This window comes from Amycolatopsis sp. NPDC114504, from assembly GCF_055633595.1.
Genome location: NZ_JBVKDU010000003.1, coordinates 1574534 through 1592717, shown reverse-complemented (window position 1 = coordinate 1592717; position 18184 = coordinate 1574534). Strand labels below are relative to the sequence as shown.

Here is an 18184-nt window from a genome sequence, read left to right as displayed (position 1 = left end):
GTGATCAATGGGAAGAATATCGGAGTTCCCACTGTTTCCCTGGCCGGGCGGCCTACGACGACCGTCGGTTCCGGTGTTCAAGACGAAAGTCGCAAGCCGGACTTCTCAGTCGAAAAGGCTCACTTCGGGAGTGATTTCGAGGAGCTCGAAAACGGGACGGCCGCGGCGACCGTCGATCGTCGTCGTGCGCACGACGCGCAGCCGGGCGGTCACCGGGCGGTCGAGGTTCTCCTTGATCTCGTCGAGCAGGTCCGGCGCCACGGCGCCCTGGATCGTCCCGCCCGACTCGCGGTCGAGGTAGAAGATCCGGCGGCGGGTGCGGACGCCGTCGAGCCGCCCGCGCACCGTCTCGTAGCCGACCTCCTCGCGCGACTCACGGAGGCTGCCCTGCAGGATCCGGGCCTGCTCGGTGGTCATGCTGCGGGTGACCTGCTCGCCCGACGTCGGCGTCAGCGCCATCCCGATGCCGGCGTTCTTCGCGACGGCGTTGACGATGTCGCTCACGGCGTTGCGGACGGTGTCGCGCTGCAGCAGCACGGCGTCGAGCGCGCCGTCGTCCGAGCCGTTGGCCGGCAGGAAGTCGCACAGCTCCTTGACCGCGCGCTCGGACAGCGTCTCGATGCCGTCGACGATCAGCGCGTCGTCGACGGCGTCGAGCTCGGGGAAGCCCAGGAAGATCGCGTTGCCCGCCTGGCCGCGCTGGATCAGCGGCGCCTTGTCGCGATCGGCCTGCTGGACGATCGTGACCTCGCCGGACGGGTTCCGGATGATGTGCCCGATCTTGGCCGTCGCGTCCTGCAGCGCGCGGCTGATGTCGGAGAAGGTGTAGGCGTCGATGCTCTGCTCGCCGATCACCGAGACGTGCAGCAGCGGCGAGCGGGACGTTCGTTCGAACTTGGCGTTCGCCGCCATCGCCGAGGCGCGCGCGAGGTCGTCGAGCCACGTGCCGCCGGGGATCTCGTCGGCGATGCGCCGGAACTCGTTCCTCACCAGATCATCTCCGGGTAGCCCCTGCCGCCTTCGGCCCAGACCTCGGCCCAGACGTCTTCGTCGCCGGGACGGCACAGGAAGCCGTCCAGCATCCCGCCGACCGGCTGGACCTGGTCGAGGTACATCGCGGGCTGCCCGACGATCACGCCGCGCAGCGTGAGCAGGCCGTACAGCGCGGACCGGCCGGCGTCGTCGAGCCGCTTGAGCGCGCCCCACTCGTCCGGGATGAGGACGACGTCGAGGCCGCGCGGCGGGTGGGCGGTCCGGGTGATCAGCTCGCCGCCGACCCAGGCGCGGCCGGTCGGCATGATCCGCCGGGCGACGCCGAGGTAGCTGTTGAGCGCGCTGAAGAGGATCTCGCGCTCGTTCTGGTGCGGGGCGTCGAAGACCAGGCGTTCGTAGACGTCGGCGAGGTCGCAGGCGTGGCGGCCCGGCGGCAGAACCTGCTGGGGCGTCCAATGGGGGAGCGTCACGCCACCCCCTCCTCGGCCTCGCTCACAGTGCGTAGCCGAACTTACCAGGATGGGTGTCAGCCACCGCGCCCAGGCTGGTGTGGCCACTGCGGGGTGACCTCGTCGGCTTCCGGCCAGGCGGGTTCCTCTTCGGTCGGCCAGTCCTCGGCCTGCGCGCCGCGCTGCGGGGGCAGCGGCAGCCGGCCTTCGCGGTGGCCCGCGGGCTCCGGTTCTTCGTCGTCCTGGACGGGTTCGTGCCGGTCGCTCTCGGGCTGCATCCAGGCCGCGGGGATGAACTGCGTCTGCTCGGTGGCGAGCGGCTCGGGCTCGTCGTAGGCGTCCACGAACTCGGGCTCGGGTTCAGGCTGGGGCCGGGGCCGGCGGGTGCGGAGGAGGAGCCACGAGGTGAGCGCGCCGAGGGCGAAGGCGATGATCAGCCACAGCCAGATCTGCCCGAACAGCCACACCATCCGCCATCACCCCTTAAACGACCGTGATCTCGACGCGCCGGTCTTCATCGCCGCCGCCGGCGGGGCGGGTGTCGCCCAGCCCCCGGAAGGTCACGCGTTTGGCTGTCAGCCCGTTGGTGGTGAGGATCCGCGTGACGGCTCTGGCACGGTCCCGGGAAAGCTTCAGCGAGCCGCTCGCGCTGCCGGACCCGCGGGCGGCGTGGCCGGTGACGCGGTACCGGAAGGTGTCCGGCGACTTGGCGAGGGCGACCGCGACGGTGCGGGCGGCCTGTTCGCCTTCGGGGGTGAGCCGGGCGGTGTCCGGCACGAAGGTGATCGGCGCCTCGGCGAGCATCCGGTCGATCTCGGCCTGCACCCCGGCCTTGTCGGTGGGCGGCGGCGGAGCGGTGGCGCTGGTGGTCGGCGGCGGGCTGCTGGTGGGCGGCGGCGCGCTGGTGGTGGCCGGGTTCGGGTTCGGGGCCACGGGGGTGACGTCGCCCTGCAGCTGGGCCGCCCGCACGCCATCGACGTTCTGGACGACTTCGAGGGCTTTGAGCGCTTGATCGGGGGCGAAGCCGGTGAGGGTGGCATCCCGGCCGTCGAAGGTGACGTTGCCCTTGGTCAGCCCGGCGTTGGCGAGCGCGGCCTGGGCGTCGGCGGTGAGCTCACGCTGGATGCTCCCGCCTTGCGCCCAGGTGACGACCCCCGCCAGCAGCGCGGTGACCAGCACCGCGATCGGGACCACGAGGATCCAGCGACGTCCACCGGACATAAGGGGACTGTAAGCCGGGTGGAGCGGGTTGGCGAGCCGGAGAAGGGGTGGTGGTCCACAAGTTGTCCCCAGGTAAGTCGACATGTGGACAACTGGCCGTGCTGTGATCGGCCGGGCACTGGCGGTCGTGAGTGAGAAACAGTGTTCTAACCCTGTTTCTCACTCACGACCCGTCTCAGCTGGCCTGCTGCCGCGCCTGGGCGTTGTCCGGTACCTCGAGGACGTCCATCGGCAGCAGCGGTGCGAGCTGGGGCCGCTTCGGCGACAGCCCGTCCCCCATCGACTGGCCTCGCAGCTGCCTGCGGATCCACGGCAGCAGGTACAGCTTCGTCCACGTCAGGTCCGACCGCCGCGAGTCGATCCAGCGGTTCGGGACCGCTTCCGGGGGCCACGGCTCGCTCCAGTCGCCCGCCGTCGGGACCCCCAGGACCTCCGCCGACTTCATCGCTATGCGGCGGTGGGCCTCCGGTGAGAAGTGCAGCCGGTCGTCGCTCCACGCGCGGCGGTCGTGCAGCGGCTCCATCGTCCACAGGTCGACCATGCGGGCGCCGTGGCGCTCCGCGATCGCCCACAGGTGGGCGTTGTAGATGCCCACCTTGCCGCGCAAAACCGACATCACGGACAACACCTTCGTGTCCGGGCCGTTGAAGATGAGCACCGGGATGCCCGCCGCGCGCAGCTTGGCCACGCCCTCCTCGAGCCGGGCCGCCACCGCGTCGACGTCCGCCCCCGGGACGATGATGTCGTTGCCGCCCGCGCACAGCGTGACCAGGTCGGGCTTCAGTTCCAGCGCGATCGGGAGCTGCTCGTCCATGATCTCGTCGAGCATCTTGCCCCGGAGGGACAAGTTGGCGTACTGGAAGCCGCTTCGCCCCCCGGCCAAGATCTCCGCGAGCCGGTCGGCCCAGCCGCGGAACGAGCCGTCCGGCAGCTCGTCGTTGAGCCCCTCGGTGAAGCTGTCCCCGATCGCCACATAGCTGTCGAATCCGTACACGCTGGGTCCCCTTCCCGTCCTGCGACCGACTCCCCGACATGTAGTTGTACACCCCAACTAACCATCCGGGCCCCACCGGTGTTCAGCCTGCGGTAACAGTGTCTTATCTTGTCGGCCTTCTCCGCCTCTCTATTACGTAGTTTTCACCTACCGCATGCCGTGAGACCGCACACTCGAAGGCAATCACCAGACTCTTGTGGCGTAAATCTCCCTGCCGGCAGCCTCCGCGGCGCCATCCGGCACGCTGGACACGTGTCCGCAGAACCCCGTGAGTCGCTCGCGCAGATCCTCGGTGGCCGCCGGGGTGCGCTGGACGCCAGTATCCCGCCCGCCGGCTTCGTCGTCGGCTGGCTCGCGGCCGGGCAGTCCATCGCCTGGGGCGCCGGCGTCGCCATCGCGGTCGCCGTGGCCCTCGGGATCTTCCGGATGGTCCGCGGCGGGAAGATCCGCGCGCTGGTCGTCAGCCTGGCCGCCGTCGTCGCCGCCGCGCTGATCGCCCTGCACACCGGCCGTGCCCAGGACTTCTTCCTCCTGCAGCTGATGTCCAATGTGGCCAGCGCGCTGCTCTGGGCGGCCAGCATCGTGATCCGCTGGCCGCTGCTCGGCGTCGTCGTCGGCCTGGTGCTCGGCCAGAAGACGCGCTGGCGGCGCGACCCCGTGCTGCTGAAGGCCTACTCGCGCGCCAGCTGGGTGTGGGTGTTCGGCCAGTACGTGCTGCGGGTGGTCGTCTACGGCCTGCTGTGGTGGTCCGGCCAGGTGATCGCGCTCGGCGTGGCCCGCACGGTGCTGTCGTGGCCGCTCGTCGCGCTGACCGTGGCGGTGAGTGGCTGGGTGCTCTACCGGGCGTTGCCCCCGGAGCATCCCGGCCTGCGACTGGCCCCCGAAACCGGCCCGGACGACGTACCCGGGGCATAAGGCGGCCCCCGGCGAGGGGGGAGGGTCCGGGGGCCAGGGACTACGTTACCCGGCCGACGGGGGTCGAGTCGACGTTTTGGCGTCTTCGCGTCGCGTTTTACTCAATTTTTTAGGGAAATACTGGTCTAACCACCCCTTCGCCGAAAGCGTCCACGGCCGCGAGCCAGGCCGCCCCCAGCACCCCATCCGAGCTGGTCAGCACCTCGAGCCCGGCCAGTCCGCGGCGCACGAGAGCGCCGACCGGGCTGGTTCCGGTGAGTACCGAACCCACGAGCACGACCGGGGTCGACTCGCCGGGCTCGCGCGCGGCGAGGGCGTTCGAGACCAGAAGCTCGGCCGCTCGGGTGACGATTTCGCCCGCCGCGGGCTCGCCCGCGGCGTGCGCGGCGCTCACCAAAGGGGCGAATCGGGCGAGCCGGACCGGCGCCTCGGCGTTGGCGGTCGTGATCAACGCGCGTGCCGCGGCGAGCCGCTCCGCGTCGGTCCGTACGTCCAAACCGGACGGTCCGAGTGCCTCGGTGAGCACCGCCGACGGGAGCCCGTCGAGGGACAGGCCGCGCCCGAGAGCCTCCAAAGTGGATCGGACGGCTTCGCGGCCGAGCCAGAACGCGGAGCCTTCGTCGCCGAGCAGCCAGCCGTAGCCGCCCGCCGTGCCGGCCAGCCGGCGCTTGCGGATCCGGCCCGCGATGGAACCGGTCCCGGCGACGAGCACGGTCCCGTCCGGCGCCGACGTCGCGGACGCGTACGCCACTTCGGCGTCGGCCACCACCCGCACGCCGGTGAGCCCTATCCGCGCCCACGCCGCGTCGAACACCGCCGCCACGCGCACGTCGCTGAGCTTGCTGACCCCGGCCATGCCGACGACGCACGCCCGCACGTCGCGCGGGTCGTGCGTCCCCAGCGCTTCGGCGATCGCGTCGGCGATGCGGCCCGCGGCGACCTCGGGCGCGTGCGCGTTGGGGTTGGCGCCGTCGCCGCGCCCGGTGCCGAGCACGACGCCGGCGGCGTCGACCAGTGCGGCCCTGGTCGACGTGCCGCCGGCGTCGACGCCGATCGCGAAGGTCACCTGGTCTTGGTCACCTTCAGCAGGCCGCGCGGGCTGTCCGGGTCGCCGCCGCGGGCGAGCGACAGGCCGAGCGCGATCCGCTGGATGGGCAGGATCTCCAGGATCGGCGCGAGCTCCTCCACCGTCGGCGCGACGTCGATGCGCAGCGCCGCCGGCACCTCCGAGGCGGCCGAACCGACGGCGAGGACGTCCGCGCCGCGCTTGCCGACGGCCTCGAGGACCTCGTGCATCGCCTGGCCGCCCTGTCCCTTGCTGGTCACCGCGAGCACGGCGGTCTCGCCGTCCACCGCCGCGACCGGGCCGTGCAGCAGGTCCGCGCCGCTGTACGCGCGGGCGGCGAGGTAGCTGGTCTCGGCCAGCTTCAGCGAGCCCTCCAGCGCCGACGCGTACGAGTAGCCGCGGCCGGTGGTGAGGACGCGGTCCACGAAGCGGTACCGGTCGACCGCGCGCTGGACGCCCTCGGCCGCACCGTCGAGGGTCTGCTGCGCCAGCTCGCCGATCTTCTCGGCGTCGGCCGCCTTGCCGCCGCGCACCGCGTCGATCAGGAGGTAGAGCGCCATCAGCGTCGCCGAGTACGTCTTGGTCGCGGCGACGGCCTTCTCGAGACCGGCGCCGATGTCGACGCCCAGTTCGGACGCCGCCCGCAGCGGCGAGTCCGGGGTGTTGGTGACGGACACCGTCAGCGCGCCCTGGCGCCGCGCCGTTTCGGTGACCTCGATCAGGTCAGGCGAACCACCGCTCTGGCTGACCGTGACGAACAGCACGTCCCGCAGATCGGGCCGCGCGCCGTACAGCGTCGCCGTGGACGGGGAGACAAGACCAGCCGGAAGGCCGAGCAGTACCTCGATCAGGTACTTCGCATACAACGCTGCGTGGTCACTCGATCCACGCGCGGCGAGCAAAGCGAAGCGCGGGGGCCGTTGTGAGATCTTTTCCGCCACCTCGGCGATTTCCGCCTGACGCCCCACCAGTCCGGCCAGGACGTCCGGTTGCTGGGCGATCTCCGCGGCCATGTGCTCGCCGGGCCGTTGTTCGGTCATCATTTTCCTCTCCACCTCCGGCATTATGTACCGGACTCAGGCGGCGTCGGTCAGGTCTAGACCAATCTTAGTGGGGCGGCGCGTTTGGGGAAAAGGGTACGTTTCTTCTGGGGACGTGGCGCGCAATGAGGGAAGACATAGGGAGTCGGGCATGTTGGAGACCACCACCACGGGCGAGGCGAGTGCCGTCGCCGGGATGCGCGGGCAGCGCGAGCCCAAGTACTGGGCGCTGAAACAGCACCTCCTCGACCTCCTGGACGTGCTGCCGCCCGGGTCGCCGATCCCGACCGAACGCGCGCTCGCCGGGGAGTTCACGGTTTCCCGCACCACCGTGCGCCAGGCGCTGGCGGACCTCACCGCCGAGGGCCGCCTGCACCGTGTGCAGGGCAAAGGCACCTTCGCGGCCGAGCCGAAGCTCGCGCAGCGGCTGCAGTTGTCCTCTTACACCGAGGACATGCGGCGCCAAGGCCTGAAGCCGTCTTCGAAGCTGCTGGAGCTCGAGGAGCTCCCGGCCGAGGGCGATCTCGCGAAACTGCTCGGAATCCGTACTGGTGCGAAAATTCTTCGCCTTCGACGGCTTCGACTGGCGGACTCGCAGCCGATGGCGCTGGAGACTTCGCACCTGCCGGCCGGCCGATTCCGCGGGCTGCGCAAGCACGTCTCGGCGGGCGGTTCGTTGTACGCCGTTCTGCGCGAGTACTACGGCGTGGAACTCGAACGCGCGGAGGAGTCGATCGAGACGTCGCTCGCCGGTCCGGAAGAGGCGGAGATGCTCGGCGCCGACGTCGGCATGCCGGTGCTCCGGCTGACCCGGCACTCGTTCGCCACGGACGGCAAGCCGGTCGAGTACGCCCGCTCGGTCTACCGCGGCGACCGGTACAAGTTCGTCACGACGCTGATGCCCTGACCCGGTGTTGACGGCGATCACCGCGCAAGGTGGAGTTGCGGGGTGACTGCCACCGAAGACACCGGGATCCGATGGGGGACGCACGCCGCCCGCGGCGTGCTCGCCACCACGATCCTCGGCTCGGGCATGGCGATGCTCGACGGCACCATCGTCAACGTCGCCCTGCCCCGCATCGGCGCCGAGCTGAACGCCTCCGTCGCCGGGCTCCAATGGATCCTCGACGGCTACCTGCTGGCGCTCGCCGCGCTCATCCTGGTCGCCGGCTCGCTCGGCGACCGCTACGGCCGGCGCCGCGTGTACCTCATCGGCGTCGTCTGGTTCGGCGTCGCCTCCGGGCTGTGCGCCGCCGCCGTGTCCACCGAGATGCTGGTCGCGATGCGGATCCTGCAGGGCATCGGCGGCGCGCTGCTGACGCCGGGGTCGCTCGCGATCCTCCAGTCGTCCTTCGCGCACGACGCCCGCGCCCGCGCGATCGGCGCCTGGTCCGGGCTCGGCGGCATCGCCGCGGCCGCCGGACCACTGCTCGGCGGTTTCCTCGTCCAGGTCTGGTCGTGGCGGCTCGCGTTCCTCATCAACGTCCCGATCGCGGTCGTCGTCGTGCTGATGGCCCGGAAGTTCGTCCCCGAGTCCCGCGACCCGGAGGCGACCGGGCACCCGGACTTCGGCGCCGCGGCGCTCGGCGCGCTCGGCCTCGCCGGGATCACCGGCGCGCTGGTGGAGGCGCCGGGACGCGGCATCGGTGACCCGATCGTGCTGGTCGCGGGCCTGCTGGGGATCGCCGGGCTGACCGCGTTCGTCGTCGTCCAGCACCGCTCGCGCGAGCCGCTGGTGCCGCCGTCGCTGTTCCGCGACCGGACGTTCACCCTGGCCAACGTGCTGACCTTCGCCATGTACGCGGCGCTCGGCGGCGTGATGATGCTGCTGGTGATGCAGCTGCAGGTGTCGCTGCACTACTCGCCGACGGCGTCCGGCCTGGCCGGGCTGCCGCTCACGGTGGTCATGCTGCTGCTGTCGGGCCGGTCGGGCGCGCTGGCGCAGCGGATCGGGCCGCGCGCGCAGCTGGTGGTCGGCCCGATCGTCGTCGGCATCGGGATGCTGCTGATGCTGCGCATTGCGCCCGGCGCGTCCTACCTCGGCGCGGTGCTGCCGGCGGTCGTCGTGTTCGGGCTCGGCCTGGCGACGGTGGTGGCCCCGGTGACCGCGACGGTGCTCGCCGCGGCCCCGGACCGCTTCGCCGGCGTCGCGTCCGGGGTCAACAACGCCATCGCGCGGTCCGGCGGGCTCTTGGCGGTGGCGGTGCTGCCGGCGGCGGCCGGGCTGACCGGCGAGGCGTACGCCGACCCGGTGGCGCTCACCGCGGGGTGGCGGATGGCGCTGGTGATCTGCGCGGCGCTGGCGATCGCCGGCGGGCTGATCGCGCTGGGCATCCACAACGGCGTCCTCGCGCCCCCGACTCCTCCGCCCCCGGCCGCCGACGAGTCTCCGCACCTGGGCGAGTGCTACCACTGCGGTGTCGAGGGCCCGCCGACGCACGTCCGCGGCGGCGGGACCCCGGTCGCCGGTTCCTAGCCCGCGAGGATCTCCGCGAACATCGCCGGGTCGGCGTTGCCGCCCGAGACGACGGCGACCGTGCGTCCGGCCGGCAGCTCTTCGGCGTGGAACAGGTACGCCGCCGTCGCCACCGCGCCGCTGGGCTCGGCGACCAGCCGGGCCTTGCGGGCGAGCGTGCGCATGGTCTCGCGGATCTCGTCCTCGGAGACCGTGACCATGGCGTCGACGACCTCCTTCAGGTGTGCGAAGGTCAGCTCCGACGGCTGCGCGCGCAGGCCGTCGGCGATCGTCCGGGCGCGGTCCGCCTGCGGCCAGTCGACCTGACGGCCCAGGCGCAGCCCCTCGGTCGTGTCGCCGGCCAGCGCCGGCTCGACGCCGATGACCTTCGCGTGCGGGGCGCGGGCCCTGATGGCGGTGCCGACGCCGGACGCCAGCCCGCCGCCGCTGACCGGCACCAGCACGACCTCGACGTCGGGGAGGTCCTCGGCGATCTCGAGGCCCGTCGTGCCCTGTCCGGCGATGATCGCCGCGTCGTCGAAGGGCGGGACGAGGGTCAGCCCGCGTTCGGCGGCCAGTTCGTGCGCTTTGGCCTCGTGCTCGCCGATCGGCACCTCGATCACCTCGGCGCCGTACGCGCGGGTGGCCTCGACCTTGATCCGCGGCGCGATGTCCGGCACGACGATCACCGCGGGCACGCCGTACTGCTGCGCGGCGTAAGCGACGGCTTGCGCGTGGTTGCCGCTCGAGTAAGCGATGACGCCACGGGAGCGCTGCAGCTCGTCGAGGGAACCGATCGCGTTGAACGCGCCGCGCACCTTGAACGCGCCGACCGGTTGCAGGCTTTCGGGTTTGAGCCACAGGGTTCCGCGGGGGTCCCACGTCTGGAGCAGCAGGGGCGTGCGCACGGCGACACCCTGGACGCGCTTCGCCGCGGCCTCGATGTCTGAGATCGTCACCAGTTCCATGTGCCGAGTATGTCAAGAAAGTGTTCGATCCGGAGTGTCTATTGTGGACAGACGGAGTGGTCCTCCTCACGTCACGGCAACGCGGGGAGTTCCTCGCGCGCCTTAGACGTTGGACAGGGGAGAAGACTTACTACCGGATCGGGATCATGAGCAAGGAGAACGCAGCGGCTTCCGAAGCGAAGGAAGAGAAGTCAGGCCTGCGGATCGCGCAGGTGATGGCAGCGGCACTGGCGGCGGTGACGGCGGCACTGCTGGGATCGACGCTCGGCGTGGCGGGGACCGTCGTGGGCGCGGGCGTGGCGAGTGTGATCACGACGGTCGGCGGCGAGGTGTACCTGCGCTCGCTGCAGCGCACGCGCGCGGCGGCGGCGAGGGCCCGGCAGCTGGCGACGTCGGGGATCCGCCGGCGCGGCGGGACCGGTTCCGAGGTCGAGCTGGCCGAGCAGCCGACGGTGCGGCTTCCGCGGCCGGAGTCACCGCCCGAGGAAGAGCCTTCGCGGCTGCGGAAGCTGCGCTGGCCGTTGATCATCGGCACGAGCGTGGTGGCGTTCGCGGTGGCGATCCTGGCGATCGTCGGCGTCGAGGCGGCGACGGGCGGCAAGGTGGCGGCGGGCACGGGCTCGAGCATCGGCAAGATCTTCGGCGGCGGATCGGGCACCACGGACCCGACCCCGTCGACAACGCCGTCGACCTCGACGAACGACACCCAGGACTCGCCGACGAACACGCCGTCGACGACCACGGAGACGACCACCCCGCCGACGACGTCGTCGCAGTCCCCGACGACCACCCCGACGACCCCGAGCACAACGGCCCAGCAGCCGACGACCTCGGCCCCGCCGACCAGCCAGGGCGCGGCGACCACCCCGACCCCGTAGGTCAGGGGAGGCGGGCCCGCAGCTCTCGCGCGGCGGCTTCGGGGTCCTCGGCCTCGGTGATGGCCCGGACGACGACGATCCGCGACGCCCCGGCTTCCAGAACCTCCGGGAGCCGCGGGCCGTCGATCCCGCCGATCGCGAACCAAGGGCGCGAGGGAGCCGAAGCCGCGGTCGCGCGGACCAGGTCCAGCCCCGGCGCGGTACGCCCGGGCTTCGTCGGCGTGGGCCAGCACGGGCCCGTGCAGAAGTAGTCCACGCCCGACTCCACAGCGGCAGCCGAAGCCTGCGAAACGGAGTGCGTCGAGCGGCCGATGACCACCTCGTCGCCCAGGATGCGGCGGGCCAGCGGGACCGGGATGTCGTCCTGGCCCAGGTGGAGCACGTCCGCGCCGACCGCCAGTGCCACGTCCGCGCGGTCGTTCACCGACAGCAGCGCTCCGTGGCGCGCGCACGCCTCGGCCAGCACCTCCAGCGCCGCGATCTCGGCCGCGGCCTCGAGCGGAGAGCCGCCGGTCTTGTCGCGCAGCTGGATGATGTCGACGCCGCCGGCCAGCGCCGCGTCGGCGAACGCGGCCAGGTCGCCGCGGGCTGTGCGGGCGTCCGTGCACAGGTACAGGCGCGCGGCGTCGAGGCGGGCGCGGATCTTGTCACCGGAGAGGGCGGGCATAGCGGCGACCGTACCTCGGCGGTTGATAATCCGACCAAAGCAGGCCGGCCGTCGAGCGGCAAGTGTCGTTGCCGCGAAAGTCATCCGGCCGTGGCTGCGGTTGGATTATCAACCAACGGCACAGTAGGGTGAGGGAGTCCGCACGGGAGCCCGAGGGACGGGCTGAGAGGGAGCTGCCGCTCCGACCGTGGAACCTGATCCGGGTCATGCCGGCGCAGGGAGCGTGATTCCCATGACGAACACCCTGGCCGTCGTCGGTGGCGGCGTCATCGGCCTGTCCGCGGCCTGGCGCGCGGCGAGCACCGGCCACGAAGTCACCCTCTACGACCCCGAGCCCGTCCGCGGCGGCGCGTCCTGGCTGGCCGGCGGCATGCTCGCCCCGGTCACCGAGGCCTGGCCGGGCGAGGAGGACGTCCTCACGCTCGGCGAAGCCTCTTTACGGCGCTGGCCCGGCTTCGCGAGCGACCTCGCGCAGGAGGGCGTCGACCCCGGACTCGCCGAGCACGGGACGCTCGTCGTCGCGTTCGACAGCGCCGACGCCGGGCACCTCGACATCCTCGCCGCCCACCTGCACTCGCTCGGCCGCGCGGCCGAACGGCTCACCAGCCGGGAGACCAAGCGGCTCGAACCCGGGGTCGGGTCCGTCCGAAGTGGACTCCACGTGCTCGGCGACCTGGCCGTGGACAACCGGAAACTGCTCCACGCCCTGTACGCGGCCTGCGTCAACCACAAAGTCCGGTTCGTCCGCGAGCGCGTCGAACGGATCCCGGACGCCGACGCCGTCGTGCTCGCCGCGGGTGCCTGGACCGGGCGGCTGCACCCGCAGCTCGCCGACGCCGTCCGCCCGCTCAAGGGCGAGATCCTGCGCCTGAAACCGCGCCGCGGCTGCCTGCCGCCGCCGTCGCGCACCGTGCGGGCCGTCGTCGAGGGGCGCCCGATCTACCTCGTCCCGCGCGGCGACCAGGAGCTTGTGCTCGGCGCGACGCAGTACGAAGCGGGCTTCGACCGGGCCGTCACCGCGCGCGGCGTCCGCGAGCTGATCGAGGGCGCCGAGCGCGTCTTCCCCGCGATCACCGAGTACGAGCTCGTCGAGACCGCCGCGGGCCTGCGGGCCGGCAGTCGGGACGTGCTGCCGTACGTCGGTGTCCTGGACGACGGCGTCTTCGCCGCCACCGGGCACCACCGCAACGGCTTGCTGATGGCCCCCGTGACCGCGGACGCCGTCCTCGCCTGGCTCGAGGGTGAGAAGCCGCCCGAAGGCGTCGAAGCGGCTTCGCCCGCCCGCCTGCACCAAAAGGAGCACGTGTGATGGAGATCAAGCTCAACGGGACGTGGACGGAGTTCCCGGACGGCGCGACCGTCGCCGACGTCCTCGACGCGTCGGGCGGCCAGCGGCCCGGCATCGCCGTCGCGGTCGACGGCGTCGTCGTCCGCCGCGGCGACTGGGCGGCCACCGCCGTGCCCAAGGGCGCGGCACTCGACGTGCTCACCGCGGTCCAGGGAGGCTGAAATGGACGAAGAACCGCTGGTCATCGGCACGCACAAGCTGTCGTCGAGGCTGATCATCGGCACCGGCGGCGCGGCGAACCTCGCCGTGCTCGAACGCGCGCTGGTCGCGTCCGGCACCGAGCTGACCACCGTCGCCATGCGCCGCGCCGACGCCGAGGGCGGCTCCGGCGTCCTCGAACTGCTGAAGAGGCTCGGCATCGAGCTGCTGCCGAACACCGCGGGCTGCCGCACGGCCGCCGAAGCCGTGCTCACCGCGCAGCTGGCGCGCGAGGCGCTCGGTACCGATCTCATCAAGCTCGAGGTGCACGCCGACGACCGGACGCTGCTCCCGGACCCGATCGAAACCCTCGACGCCGCCGAACGGCTGGCCGCCGACGGGTTCACCGTGTTCGCCTACACGAACGACGATCCGGTGCTCGCGCTGCGCCTCGAAGAGGCCGGCTGCGCCGCGGTGATGCCGCTGGGCGCGCCGATCGGCACCGGCCTCGGCATCCGGAATCCGCACAACATCGAGCTGATCGTTTCGCGGGCGGGCGTCCCGGTGATCCTGGACGCCGGAATCGGCACGGCGTCCGACGCGACGCTGGCGATGGAGCTCGGCTGCGACGCCGTCCTGCTGTCCACCGCCGTCACCCGGGCGACGGACCCCGAACGGATGGCCGCGGCGATGCGCTCGGCCGTCGTCGCCGGTCACCTGGCCCGCAGCGCCGGGCGCGTGCCGCAGCGGTTCTGGGCGCAGGCATCGAGTCCACCCCGGTGAACACGGGTGCCTTAACGCCGAACGTGCACCGCGAACCCGTAAGGTTGTCGGCACTTTCCGGCGCACCCGCGGCGGGGCAAGGGCAGAAGGAGCCAGCCGTGACCAGCACCTCCGTCCAGGACGTCTCGGGCAGGTTGTACCTCGCCGTCGGCAGGCTGTCCCGGTCACTGCGGCAGGCCGGGGTACCCGGCCCGGGCCACGGCGCCATCTCGGCCCTCGCGACGCTGGTGATCTCCGGTCAGCTGCGTCTCGGCGACCTCGCCGCGAAGGAGGGCGTCGCCGCGGCGACCATGTCGCGGATCATCGCGTCGCTCGTCGAGGCGGGCTACGTCAGCCGCGAGTCCGACCCGGTCGACCGCCGCGCGTGGCTGGCGAAGGCGACCGAGGAGGGCGAGCGGCTCGTCTCCGGCGTCCGGTCGACGCGGGTGCAGGAGCTGAACCGACGTCTCGACCGCCTGACGCCCGAGCACCGCGAAGCCCTGACGACGGCGCTCCCGGCGCTCGAGGCGCTGATCGCGGACGAGGACCGCTAAGCCGCTTCCCGCCGCAGCTCGGCGAGCTCGGCCCGCAGGGCGCGCAGCTCGTCGAGGATCTCCTGGTTCGCGGCCGCCTGGGTTTCGGCCTGCTTCGCCTCTTCCTCGCGGATGTCCTGGCGCAGCTCGTCCTCCATGCCGCTGACGACCACGGCGATGAACAGGTTCAGCACCGCGAAGCTCGACACCAGGATGTAGACGACGAAGAAGATCCAGGCCATCGGCGCCTGGACCATGATCTCCTTCGCGATGTCCGGCCACGCCTCACCGGTCATCACCTGGAACAGCGTGAACAGCGACGTGCCGAGGTCACCGAAGTTCTCCGGCGAGATGACGCCGAACAGCTTGGTCGCCATAACGCCGGCGACGAAGATGATCAGCGCGAGCAGCGCGGCGATCGACGCCATGCCGGGGATCGCCGCGAGCAGCCCGGAGACGACCTTGCGCATCGACGGCACGACCGAGATCAGCCGCAGCACCCGGAGCACGCGCAGGGATCGCAGGACGGCGAACGGCCCGGTCGCCGGGATCACCGCGATGCCGACGACCAGCAGGTCGAAGACGTTCCAGTTGTCGCGGAAGAACGCGCCGCGGTAGGCGTAGAACTTCGCGAGCAGCTCGGCGACGAAGATGCCCAGCGCGATGTGGTCGAGGACGTGCAGGAGCGTCCCGTAGCCGTTCATCAGGGACGTCGACGTCTCCATGCCGAGCGTGGTCGCGTTGAACACGATCACGGCGATGATGAAGTTCTGGAAGCGGCGGTCCTCGAGGACCTTCGCCACCCGCTCGCGCCCGGTCAAGGCCGCCCCCTGCTCAGTTCAAGGATGAGTAAACGCAGGGATGGTAACCGGGCGGGTGCTCAGCGCTCTTCGGGTGCCAGCCGCCAGAAGGCCGAGACGGGTCCGACCTTGGCGCCCATCGGGTAGGCGTGCTCGACGGCGTGGGAGACGAACCACTTGCCGTACCGCGCCGCCTCGACCACCGGCATGCCCTTGGCCAGGCCCGCCGTGAGCGCCGACGCCATCGTGTCGCCCGCGCCGTGGGTGTGCGGCGTCGGATACCGCTCGCCCGGCAGCTCCACGAACGTCGAGCCGTCGAAGAGCAGGTCGACGCATTCGGGGTCGGACTGCAGGTGACCGCTCTTGACCAGGACGTACTTCGGGCCCATCCGCTGGAGCACCACGGCCGCGGTGTGCATGCCCTCGCGGTCCTTCACGGTCATGCCGGTCAGGAGGCGGACCTCGTCCAGGTTCGGGGTCAGCACCGTCGCGCGCGGCAGCAGCTCGTCGCGCAGGGCGTGCAGGCCGGCGTCGTCGAACAGCGGGTGGCCGTGCATCGACGCCGCGACCGGGTCGACGACGAACGGGATCTTCTCGTCGCGGCCGATCCCGGCCTTGTCGCACGCGGCCGCGACGGCGTTGATGATCTCCGCGGACGCCAGCATACCGGTCTTGGCCGCCCCGACGCCCATGTCCGCCGCGACGGCCTCGATCTGCCCGGCCACGATGTGCGGCGGCAGGTCGGCGCGGTCGTGCACACCCAGGGTGTTCTGCACCGTGACGGCGGTGACCGCGACCAGGCCGTGCACGCCGCAGGTCAGGAAGGTGCGCAGGTCCGCCTGGAGCCCGGCGGCACCGCCGGAGTCCGACCCGGCGATGGTCAACGCCGTGGGAGGGCTCGTCGTCATGGTGGTTTCCCGACTTCTGGTCTAGGCCAATCGGCCTCTTTTGCTTCATCAACAGTCAACCACGGTGAGACATTGTGAACGTTACTCACGTTCGAAGGAGCCTGGATGAAGCTCTTCTCGGTGGTCCTCCTCGCGGCAGCGCTCACGTTCTCGGGAGCGACTGCTGCCAACGCGGACAGCCCAAAGCTCTCCCATGTCACGACGGTCGGCGTGCACAACACGTACGACCCGGCGGCCTACGGCTATCTGGCCCAGGCGCTCGACGCCGGGTCGTCGCTGATCGAGCTCGACGTCTGGCCGGACTTCTTCACCCACGAGTGGAAGGTCAGCCACTCGAACCCGTTGGGGAACAACAACAACTGCGTCGCGGCCACGTCGGCGTCGCAGCTGTACACCGGCGGCAAGAACAAGAACCTCGAGTACTGCCTCGACGACATCCGGATCTGGCTGGCCGCCCACCCCGGGCACACGCCGATCACGCTCAAGCTCGAGATGAAGACGGGCTTCTCGGACAACACCGGCATGGGCCCGGACGAGCTGGACGCGACGTTCCGCTCGCACCTCGGCAGCGTCGCGTTCCGCCCGGCCGAGCTGCTCGGGAGCTACGCCACGCTCGACGACGCGTCCAAAGCGGACAACTGGCCGTCCGTGGACGCGTTGCGGGGCCGCGTGATCACCGAGATCATCCCCGGCACGGTCGAGGAGCAGAACCCGACCGACACGCTCAAGACGGACGTCGAGTACGCGCGCTACCTGGTCGGGCTCAAGAACGCCGGCAAGCTCGGCGACGCGAACATCTTCCCGACCGTCCACGGCGCGGCCGGCGGTGACCCGCGGGACAAGTACACCGCCGACCTCAAGCCGTGGTTCGTCGTGTTCGACGGCGACGCGAACGCGTGGGTGACGCAGACCGGGCCGTGGTGGTACGACGCCAACCACTACTACGTCGTGATGACCGACGGGCAGAACGTCGCGCCGGCGATCGACGCGCACAACCCGACGGTCGAGCAGGCCAACCAGCGCGTCGCCGACCTGGCGAAGCAGCACGCGTCGGTGATCACGTCGGACTGGACCGGGCTCACGACGGTGCTGCCGCAGGTGCTCGCCCGGGGTTAGACGGTCAGCACGAGCTTGCCGGCCACCCGGCCGGACTCACCCAGCTCGTGCGCCTTGGCGGCGTCTTCCAGCGGGAAGGTCTGCTCGACGCGGACCTTCAGCTGACCGGCCTCGATCAGCTCGACGAGGCCGGTCAGCCCGCCGCGGTCCGGCTCCACGAGGATCCGCTCGGTGCGGACATTGCGCTCGGCGGCTTTTCGGGCAACCTGGTCGGCGACGCCGCTGGGCACGCCGATCAGCAGGCCGCCCTCCTTGATCGCGGGGAGCCAGCGCAGATCGCTGTCCTCGCCGACGAGTCCGAAGTAGACGTCCACATCGGACGTGGTGGCTTGCGCGTCGTGGTAGTCGATCGGCTCGTCGACACCGAGTTCGCGCAGGAAGTCGTGCTTGCCGGCGCTGGCCGTGCCGATGACGTGCGCGCCGCGTGCCTTGGCGATCTGCACGGCGAGGTGGCCGACCCCGCCCGCGGCGGCGTCGACGAAGACGCGCTGTCCCTTGTGGACATCGGCGACGTCGACGAGACCCTGCCAGGCGGTGAGCCCGGCCAGCGGCAGCGCGGCGGCCTCGGCGAACGACAGTCCGGCCGGCTTGCGCACGAAGTGCCGCGAGGGCGCGGTGACGTACTCGGCGTAGGCGTTGCCCGGGCGCGGGAACCACGGCATGCCGAGGACTTCGTCGCCTTCCCGGACACCGGTGGCACCGAAGCCGACCTCCTCGACGACGCCGGCGACGTCCCACCCGACGGTGAACGGTGGCTCGCCGAGGAACCCACCGCCGGCGCGCACCTTCCAGTCGACGGGGTTGATGCCCGCGGCCTTCACCCGCACCAGGACCTCCGTCGGCCCGGGTTCCGGGCGCGGTGCTTCGGTGACGCGGAGCACCTCCGGTCCGCCGAGGGTCTCCTGGGTCACGACGCGCATCTCTGCTCTCCTT

The 18184-nt window shown here is 71.4% G+C and carries 21 protein-coding genes and 1 riboswitch; of the genes, 9 read left to right on the top strand and 12 right to left on the bottom strand.

The genetic code is table 11. The features are described from left to right. Nucleotides 1–105: 105 nt before the first annotated feature. From ACZ7PG_RS29050 to ACZ7PG_RS29030, 5 genes are all read right to left on the bottom strand, one after another. Nucleotides 106–990 (bottom strand): hypothetical protein, encoded by an 885-nt coding sequence (locus tag ACZ7PG_RS29050; RefSeq protein WP_470242212.1) that lies wholly within the window; start codon nt 988–990, stop codon nt 106–108. Beyond that, nucleotides 987–1463, bottom strand: coding sequence for a DUF6932 family protein (locus ACZ7PG_RS29045; protein WP_470242211.1), 477 nt, complete (start codon nt 1461–1463; stop codon nt 987–989). Before ACZ7PG_RS29045 ends, ACZ7PG_RS29050 begins: the two co-directional genes overlap by 4 nt. 56 nt (nt 1464–1519) lie before the next feature. Continuing rightward, nucleotides 1520–1912, bottom strand: a complete 393-nt coding sequence (locus tag ACZ7PG_RS29040) for a hypothetical protein (protein WP_470242210.1) — start codon at nt 1910–1912, stop codon at nt 1520–1522. Between the two features lie 13 nt (nt 1913–1925). Beyond that, entirely contained in the window at nt 1926–2663 is a 738-nt protein-coding gene (locus ACZ7PG_RS29035) for an OmpA family protein (protein WP_470242209.1), read from the bottom strand. Nucleotides 2664–2838: 175 nt separating this feature from the next. Next, nucleotides 2839–3657 (bottom strand): SGNH/GDSL hydrolase family protein, encoded by an 819-nt coding sequence (locus tag ACZ7PG_RS29030; protein ID WP_470242208.1) that lies wholly within the window; start codon nt 3655–3657, stop codon nt 2839–2841. Nucleotides 3658–3909: 252 nt separating this feature from the next. Here ACZ7PG_RS29030 and ACZ7PG_RS29025 point away from each other — a divergent pair, with 252 nt between their 5' ends. Continuing rightward, nucleotides 3910–4572 (top strand): DUF3159 domain-containing protein, encoded by a 663-nt coding sequence (locus tag ACZ7PG_RS29025; protein WP_470242207.1) that lies wholly within the window; start codon nt 3910–3912, stop codon nt 4570–4572. A gap of 109 nt (nt 4573–4681) precedes the next feature. Here the strand turns inward: ACZ7PG_RS29025 and ACZ7PG_RS29020 are convergent, their stop codons facing one another. Both ACZ7PG_RS29020 and ACZ7PG_RS29015 read right to left on the bottom strand, forming a co-directional pair. Then, the gene (locus ACZ7PG_RS29020; protein WP_470242206.1) at nt 4682–5638 is read right to left on the bottom strand and encodes an N-acetylglucosamine kinase; all 957 of its coding nucleotides are present in this window, start codon (nt 5636–5638) and stop codon (nt 4682–4684) included. After that, nucleotides 5635–6681, bottom strand: coding sequence for an SIS domain-containing protein (locus ACZ7PG_RS29015; RefSeq protein ID WP_364630804.1), 1047 nt, complete (start codon nt 6679–6681; stop codon nt 5635–5637). The genes ACZ7PG_RS29020 and ACZ7PG_RS29015 overlap by 4 nt, the downstream gene beginning before the upstream one ends. 148 nt (nt 6682–6829) lie before the next feature. Between ACZ7PG_RS29015 and ACZ7PG_RS29010 the strand changes: the two genes are divergently transcribed. Both ACZ7PG_RS29010 and ACZ7PG_RS29005 read left to right on the top strand, forming a co-directional pair. Further along, entirely contained in the window at nt 6830–7585 is a 756-nt protein-coding gene (locus ACZ7PG_RS29010; RefSeq protein WP_470242205.1) for a GntR family transcriptional regulator, read from the top strand. A 42-nt stretch (nt 7586–7627) separates the two neighbouring features. Further along, the gene (locus ACZ7PG_RS29005; RefSeq protein WP_470242204.1) at nt 7628–9154 is read left to right on the top strand and encodes an MFS transporter; all 1527 of its coding nucleotides are present in this window, start codon (nt 7628–7630) and stop codon (nt 9152–9154) included. On the opposite strand, the gene ACZ7PG_RS29000 is transcribed toward ACZ7PG_RS29005, so the two are convergent. Beyond that, nucleotides 9151–10101, bottom strand: a complete 951-nt coding sequence (locus ACZ7PG_RS29000) for a threonine ammonia-lyase (protein WP_470242203.1) — start codon at nt 10099–10101, stop codon at nt 9151–9153. The two genes, ACZ7PG_RS29005 and ACZ7PG_RS29000, sit on opposite strands and share 4 nt — an antisense overlap. 146 nt (nt 10102–10247) lie before the next feature. Here ACZ7PG_RS29000 and ACZ7PG_RS28995 point away from each other — a divergent pair, with 146 nt between their 5' ends. Further along, nucleotides 10248–10979: a hypothetical protein gene (locus ACZ7PG_RS28995; RefSeq protein ID WP_470242202.1), complete on the top strand. Its 732-nt coding sequence runs from the start codon at nt 10248–10250 to the stop codon at nt 10977–10979. Between the two features lies 1 nt (nt 10980). Here ACZ7PG_RS28995 and thiE read toward each other — a convergent pair whose 3' ends face one another. Then, nucleotides 10981–11646 carry a thiamine phosphate synthase gene (thiE, locus tag ACZ7PG_RS28990; RefSeq protein WP_470242201.1) on the bottom strand — a complete coding sequence of 222 codons (666 nt, stop codon included), beginning with the start codon at nt 11644–11646 and terminating at the stop codon, nt 10981–10983. 132 nt (nt 11647–11778) lie between these two features. Further along, nucleotides 11779–11884, top strand: a riboswitch (TPP riboswitch). Between thiE and thiO the strand changes: the two genes are divergently transcribed. The 4 genes from thiO to ACZ7PG_RS28970 all read left to right on the top strand — a co-directional run bounded on the left by thiO (nt 11879) and on the right by ACZ7PG_RS28970 (nt 14448). After that, on the top strand, nt 11879–12955 hold the full coding sequence (thiO, locus tag ACZ7PG_RS28985) for a glycine oxidase ThiO (RefSeq protein ID WP_470242200.1): 1077 nt from the start codon (nt 11879–11881) through the stop codon (nt 12953–12955). It overlaps the preceding riboswitch by 6 nt. Continuing rightward, the gene (gene thiS / locus ACZ7PG_RS28980; protein WP_470242199.1) at nt 12955–13155 is read left to right on the top strand and encodes a sulfur carrier protein ThiS; all 201 of its coding nucleotides are present in this window, start codon (nt 12955–12957) and stop codon (nt 13153–13155) included. The genes thiO and thiS overlap by 1 nt, the downstream gene beginning before the upstream one ends. Before the next feature lies 1 nt (nt 13156). Next, nucleotides 13157–13915 carry a thiazole synthase gene (thiG, locus tag ACZ7PG_RS28975; protein ID WP_470242198.1) on the top strand — a complete coding sequence of 253 codons (759 nt, stop codon included), beginning with the start codon at nt 13157–13159 and terminating at the stop codon, nt 13913–13915. A gap of 98 nt (nt 13916–14013) precedes the next feature. Continuing rightward, nucleotides 14014–14448 carry a MarR family winged helix-turn-helix transcriptional regulator gene (locus ACZ7PG_RS28970; RefSeq protein ID WP_470242197.1) on the top strand — a complete coding sequence of 145 codons (435 nt, stop codon included), beginning with the start codon at nt 14014–14016 and terminating at the stop codon, nt 14446–14448. On the opposite strand, the gene ACZ7PG_RS28965 is transcribed toward ACZ7PG_RS28970, so the two are convergent. Continuing rightward, on the bottom strand, nt 14445–15248 hold the full coding sequence (locus ACZ7PG_RS28965) for an ion transporter (RefSeq protein ID WP_470242196.1): 804 nt from the start codon (nt 15246–15248) through the stop codon (nt 14445–14447). The two genes, ACZ7PG_RS28970 and ACZ7PG_RS28965, sit on opposite strands and share 4 nt — an antisense overlap. 59 nt (nt 15249–15307) lie before the next feature. Continuing rightward, nucleotides 15308–16135, bottom strand: coding sequence for a bifunctional hydroxymethylpyrimidine kinase/phosphomethylpyrimidine kinase (gene thiD, locus ACZ7PG_RS28960; RefSeq protein WP_470242195.1), 828 nt, complete (start codon nt 16133–16135; stop codon nt 15308–15310). Between the two features lie 105 nt (nt 16136–16240). Between thiD and ACZ7PG_RS28955 the strand changes: the two genes are divergently transcribed. After that, nucleotides 16241–17251 (top strand): phosphatidylinositol-specific phospholipase C domain-containing protein, encoded by a 1011-nt coding sequence (locus tag ACZ7PG_RS28955; RefSeq protein ID WP_470242194.1) that lies wholly within the window; start codon nt 16241–16243, stop codon nt 17249–17251. On the opposite strand, the gene ACZ7PG_RS28950 is transcribed toward ACZ7PG_RS28955, so the two are convergent. Further along, nucleotides 17248–18171: an NADP-dependent oxidoreductase gene (locus ACZ7PG_RS28950; RefSeq protein ID WP_470242193.1), complete on the bottom strand. Its 924-nt coding sequence runs from the start codon at nt 18169–18171 to the stop codon at nt 17248–17250. The two genes, ACZ7PG_RS28955 and ACZ7PG_RS28950, sit on opposite strands and share 4 nt — an antisense overlap. Between the last annotated feature and the right edge of the window lie 13 nt (nt 18172–18184).

Bases quoted from the DNA above. Each gene is read 5' to 3' on its own strand.
- ACZ7PG_RS29040 (WP_470242210.1), bottom strand. From the start codon at position 1,912: ATGGTGTGGCTGTTCGGGCAGATCTGGCTGTGGCTGATCATCGCCTTC.
- ACZ7PG_RS29035 (WP_470242209.1), bottom strand. From the start codon at position 2,663: ATGTCCGGTGGACGTCGCTGGATCCTCGTGGTCCCGATCGCGGTGCTG.
- ACZ7PG_RS29015 (WP_364630804.1), bottom strand. From the start codon at position 6,681: ATGATGACCGAACAACGGCCCGGCGAGCACATGGCCGCGGAGATCGCC.
- ACZ7PG_RS29010 (WP_470242205.1), top strand. From the start codon at position 6,830: ATGTTGGAGACCACCACCACGGGCGAGGCGAGTGCCGTCGCCGGGATG.
- ACZ7PG_RS29000 (WP_470242203.1), bottom strand. From the start codon at position 10,101: ATGGAACTGGTGACGATCTCAGACATCGAGGCCGCGGCGAAGCGCGTC.
- ACZ7PG_RS28995 (WP_470242202.1), top strand. From the start codon at position 10,248: ATGAGCAAGGAGAACGCAGCGGCTTCCGAAGCGAAGGAAGAGAAGTCA.
- thiE (WP_470242201.1), bottom strand. From the start codon at position 11,646: ATGCCCGCCCTCTCCGGTGACAAGATCCGCGCCCGCCTCGACGCCGCG.
- thiO (WP_470242200.1), top strand. From the start codon at position 11,879: ATGACGAACACCCTGGCCGTCGTCGGTGGCGGCGTCATCGGCCTGTCC.
- thiS (WP_470242199.1), top strand. From the start codon at position 12,955: ATGGAGATCAAGCTCAACGGGACGTGGACGGAGTTCCCGGACGGCGCG.
- thiG (WP_470242198.1), top strand. From the start codon at position 13,157: ATGGACGAAGAACCGCTGGTCATCGGCACGCACAAGCTGTCGTCGAGG.
- thiD (WP_470242195.1), bottom strand. From the start codon at position 16,135: ATGACGACGAGCCCTCCCACGGCGTTGACCATCGCCGGGTCGGACTCC.
- ACZ7PG_RS28955 (WP_470242194.1), top strand. From the start codon at position 16,241: ATGAAGCTCTTCTCGGTGGTCCTCCTCGCGGCAGCGCTCACGTTCTCG.
- ACZ7PG_RS28950 (WP_470242193.1), bottom strand. From the start codon at position 18,171: ATGCGCGTCGTGACCCAGGAGACCCTCGGCGGACCGGAGGTGCTCCGC.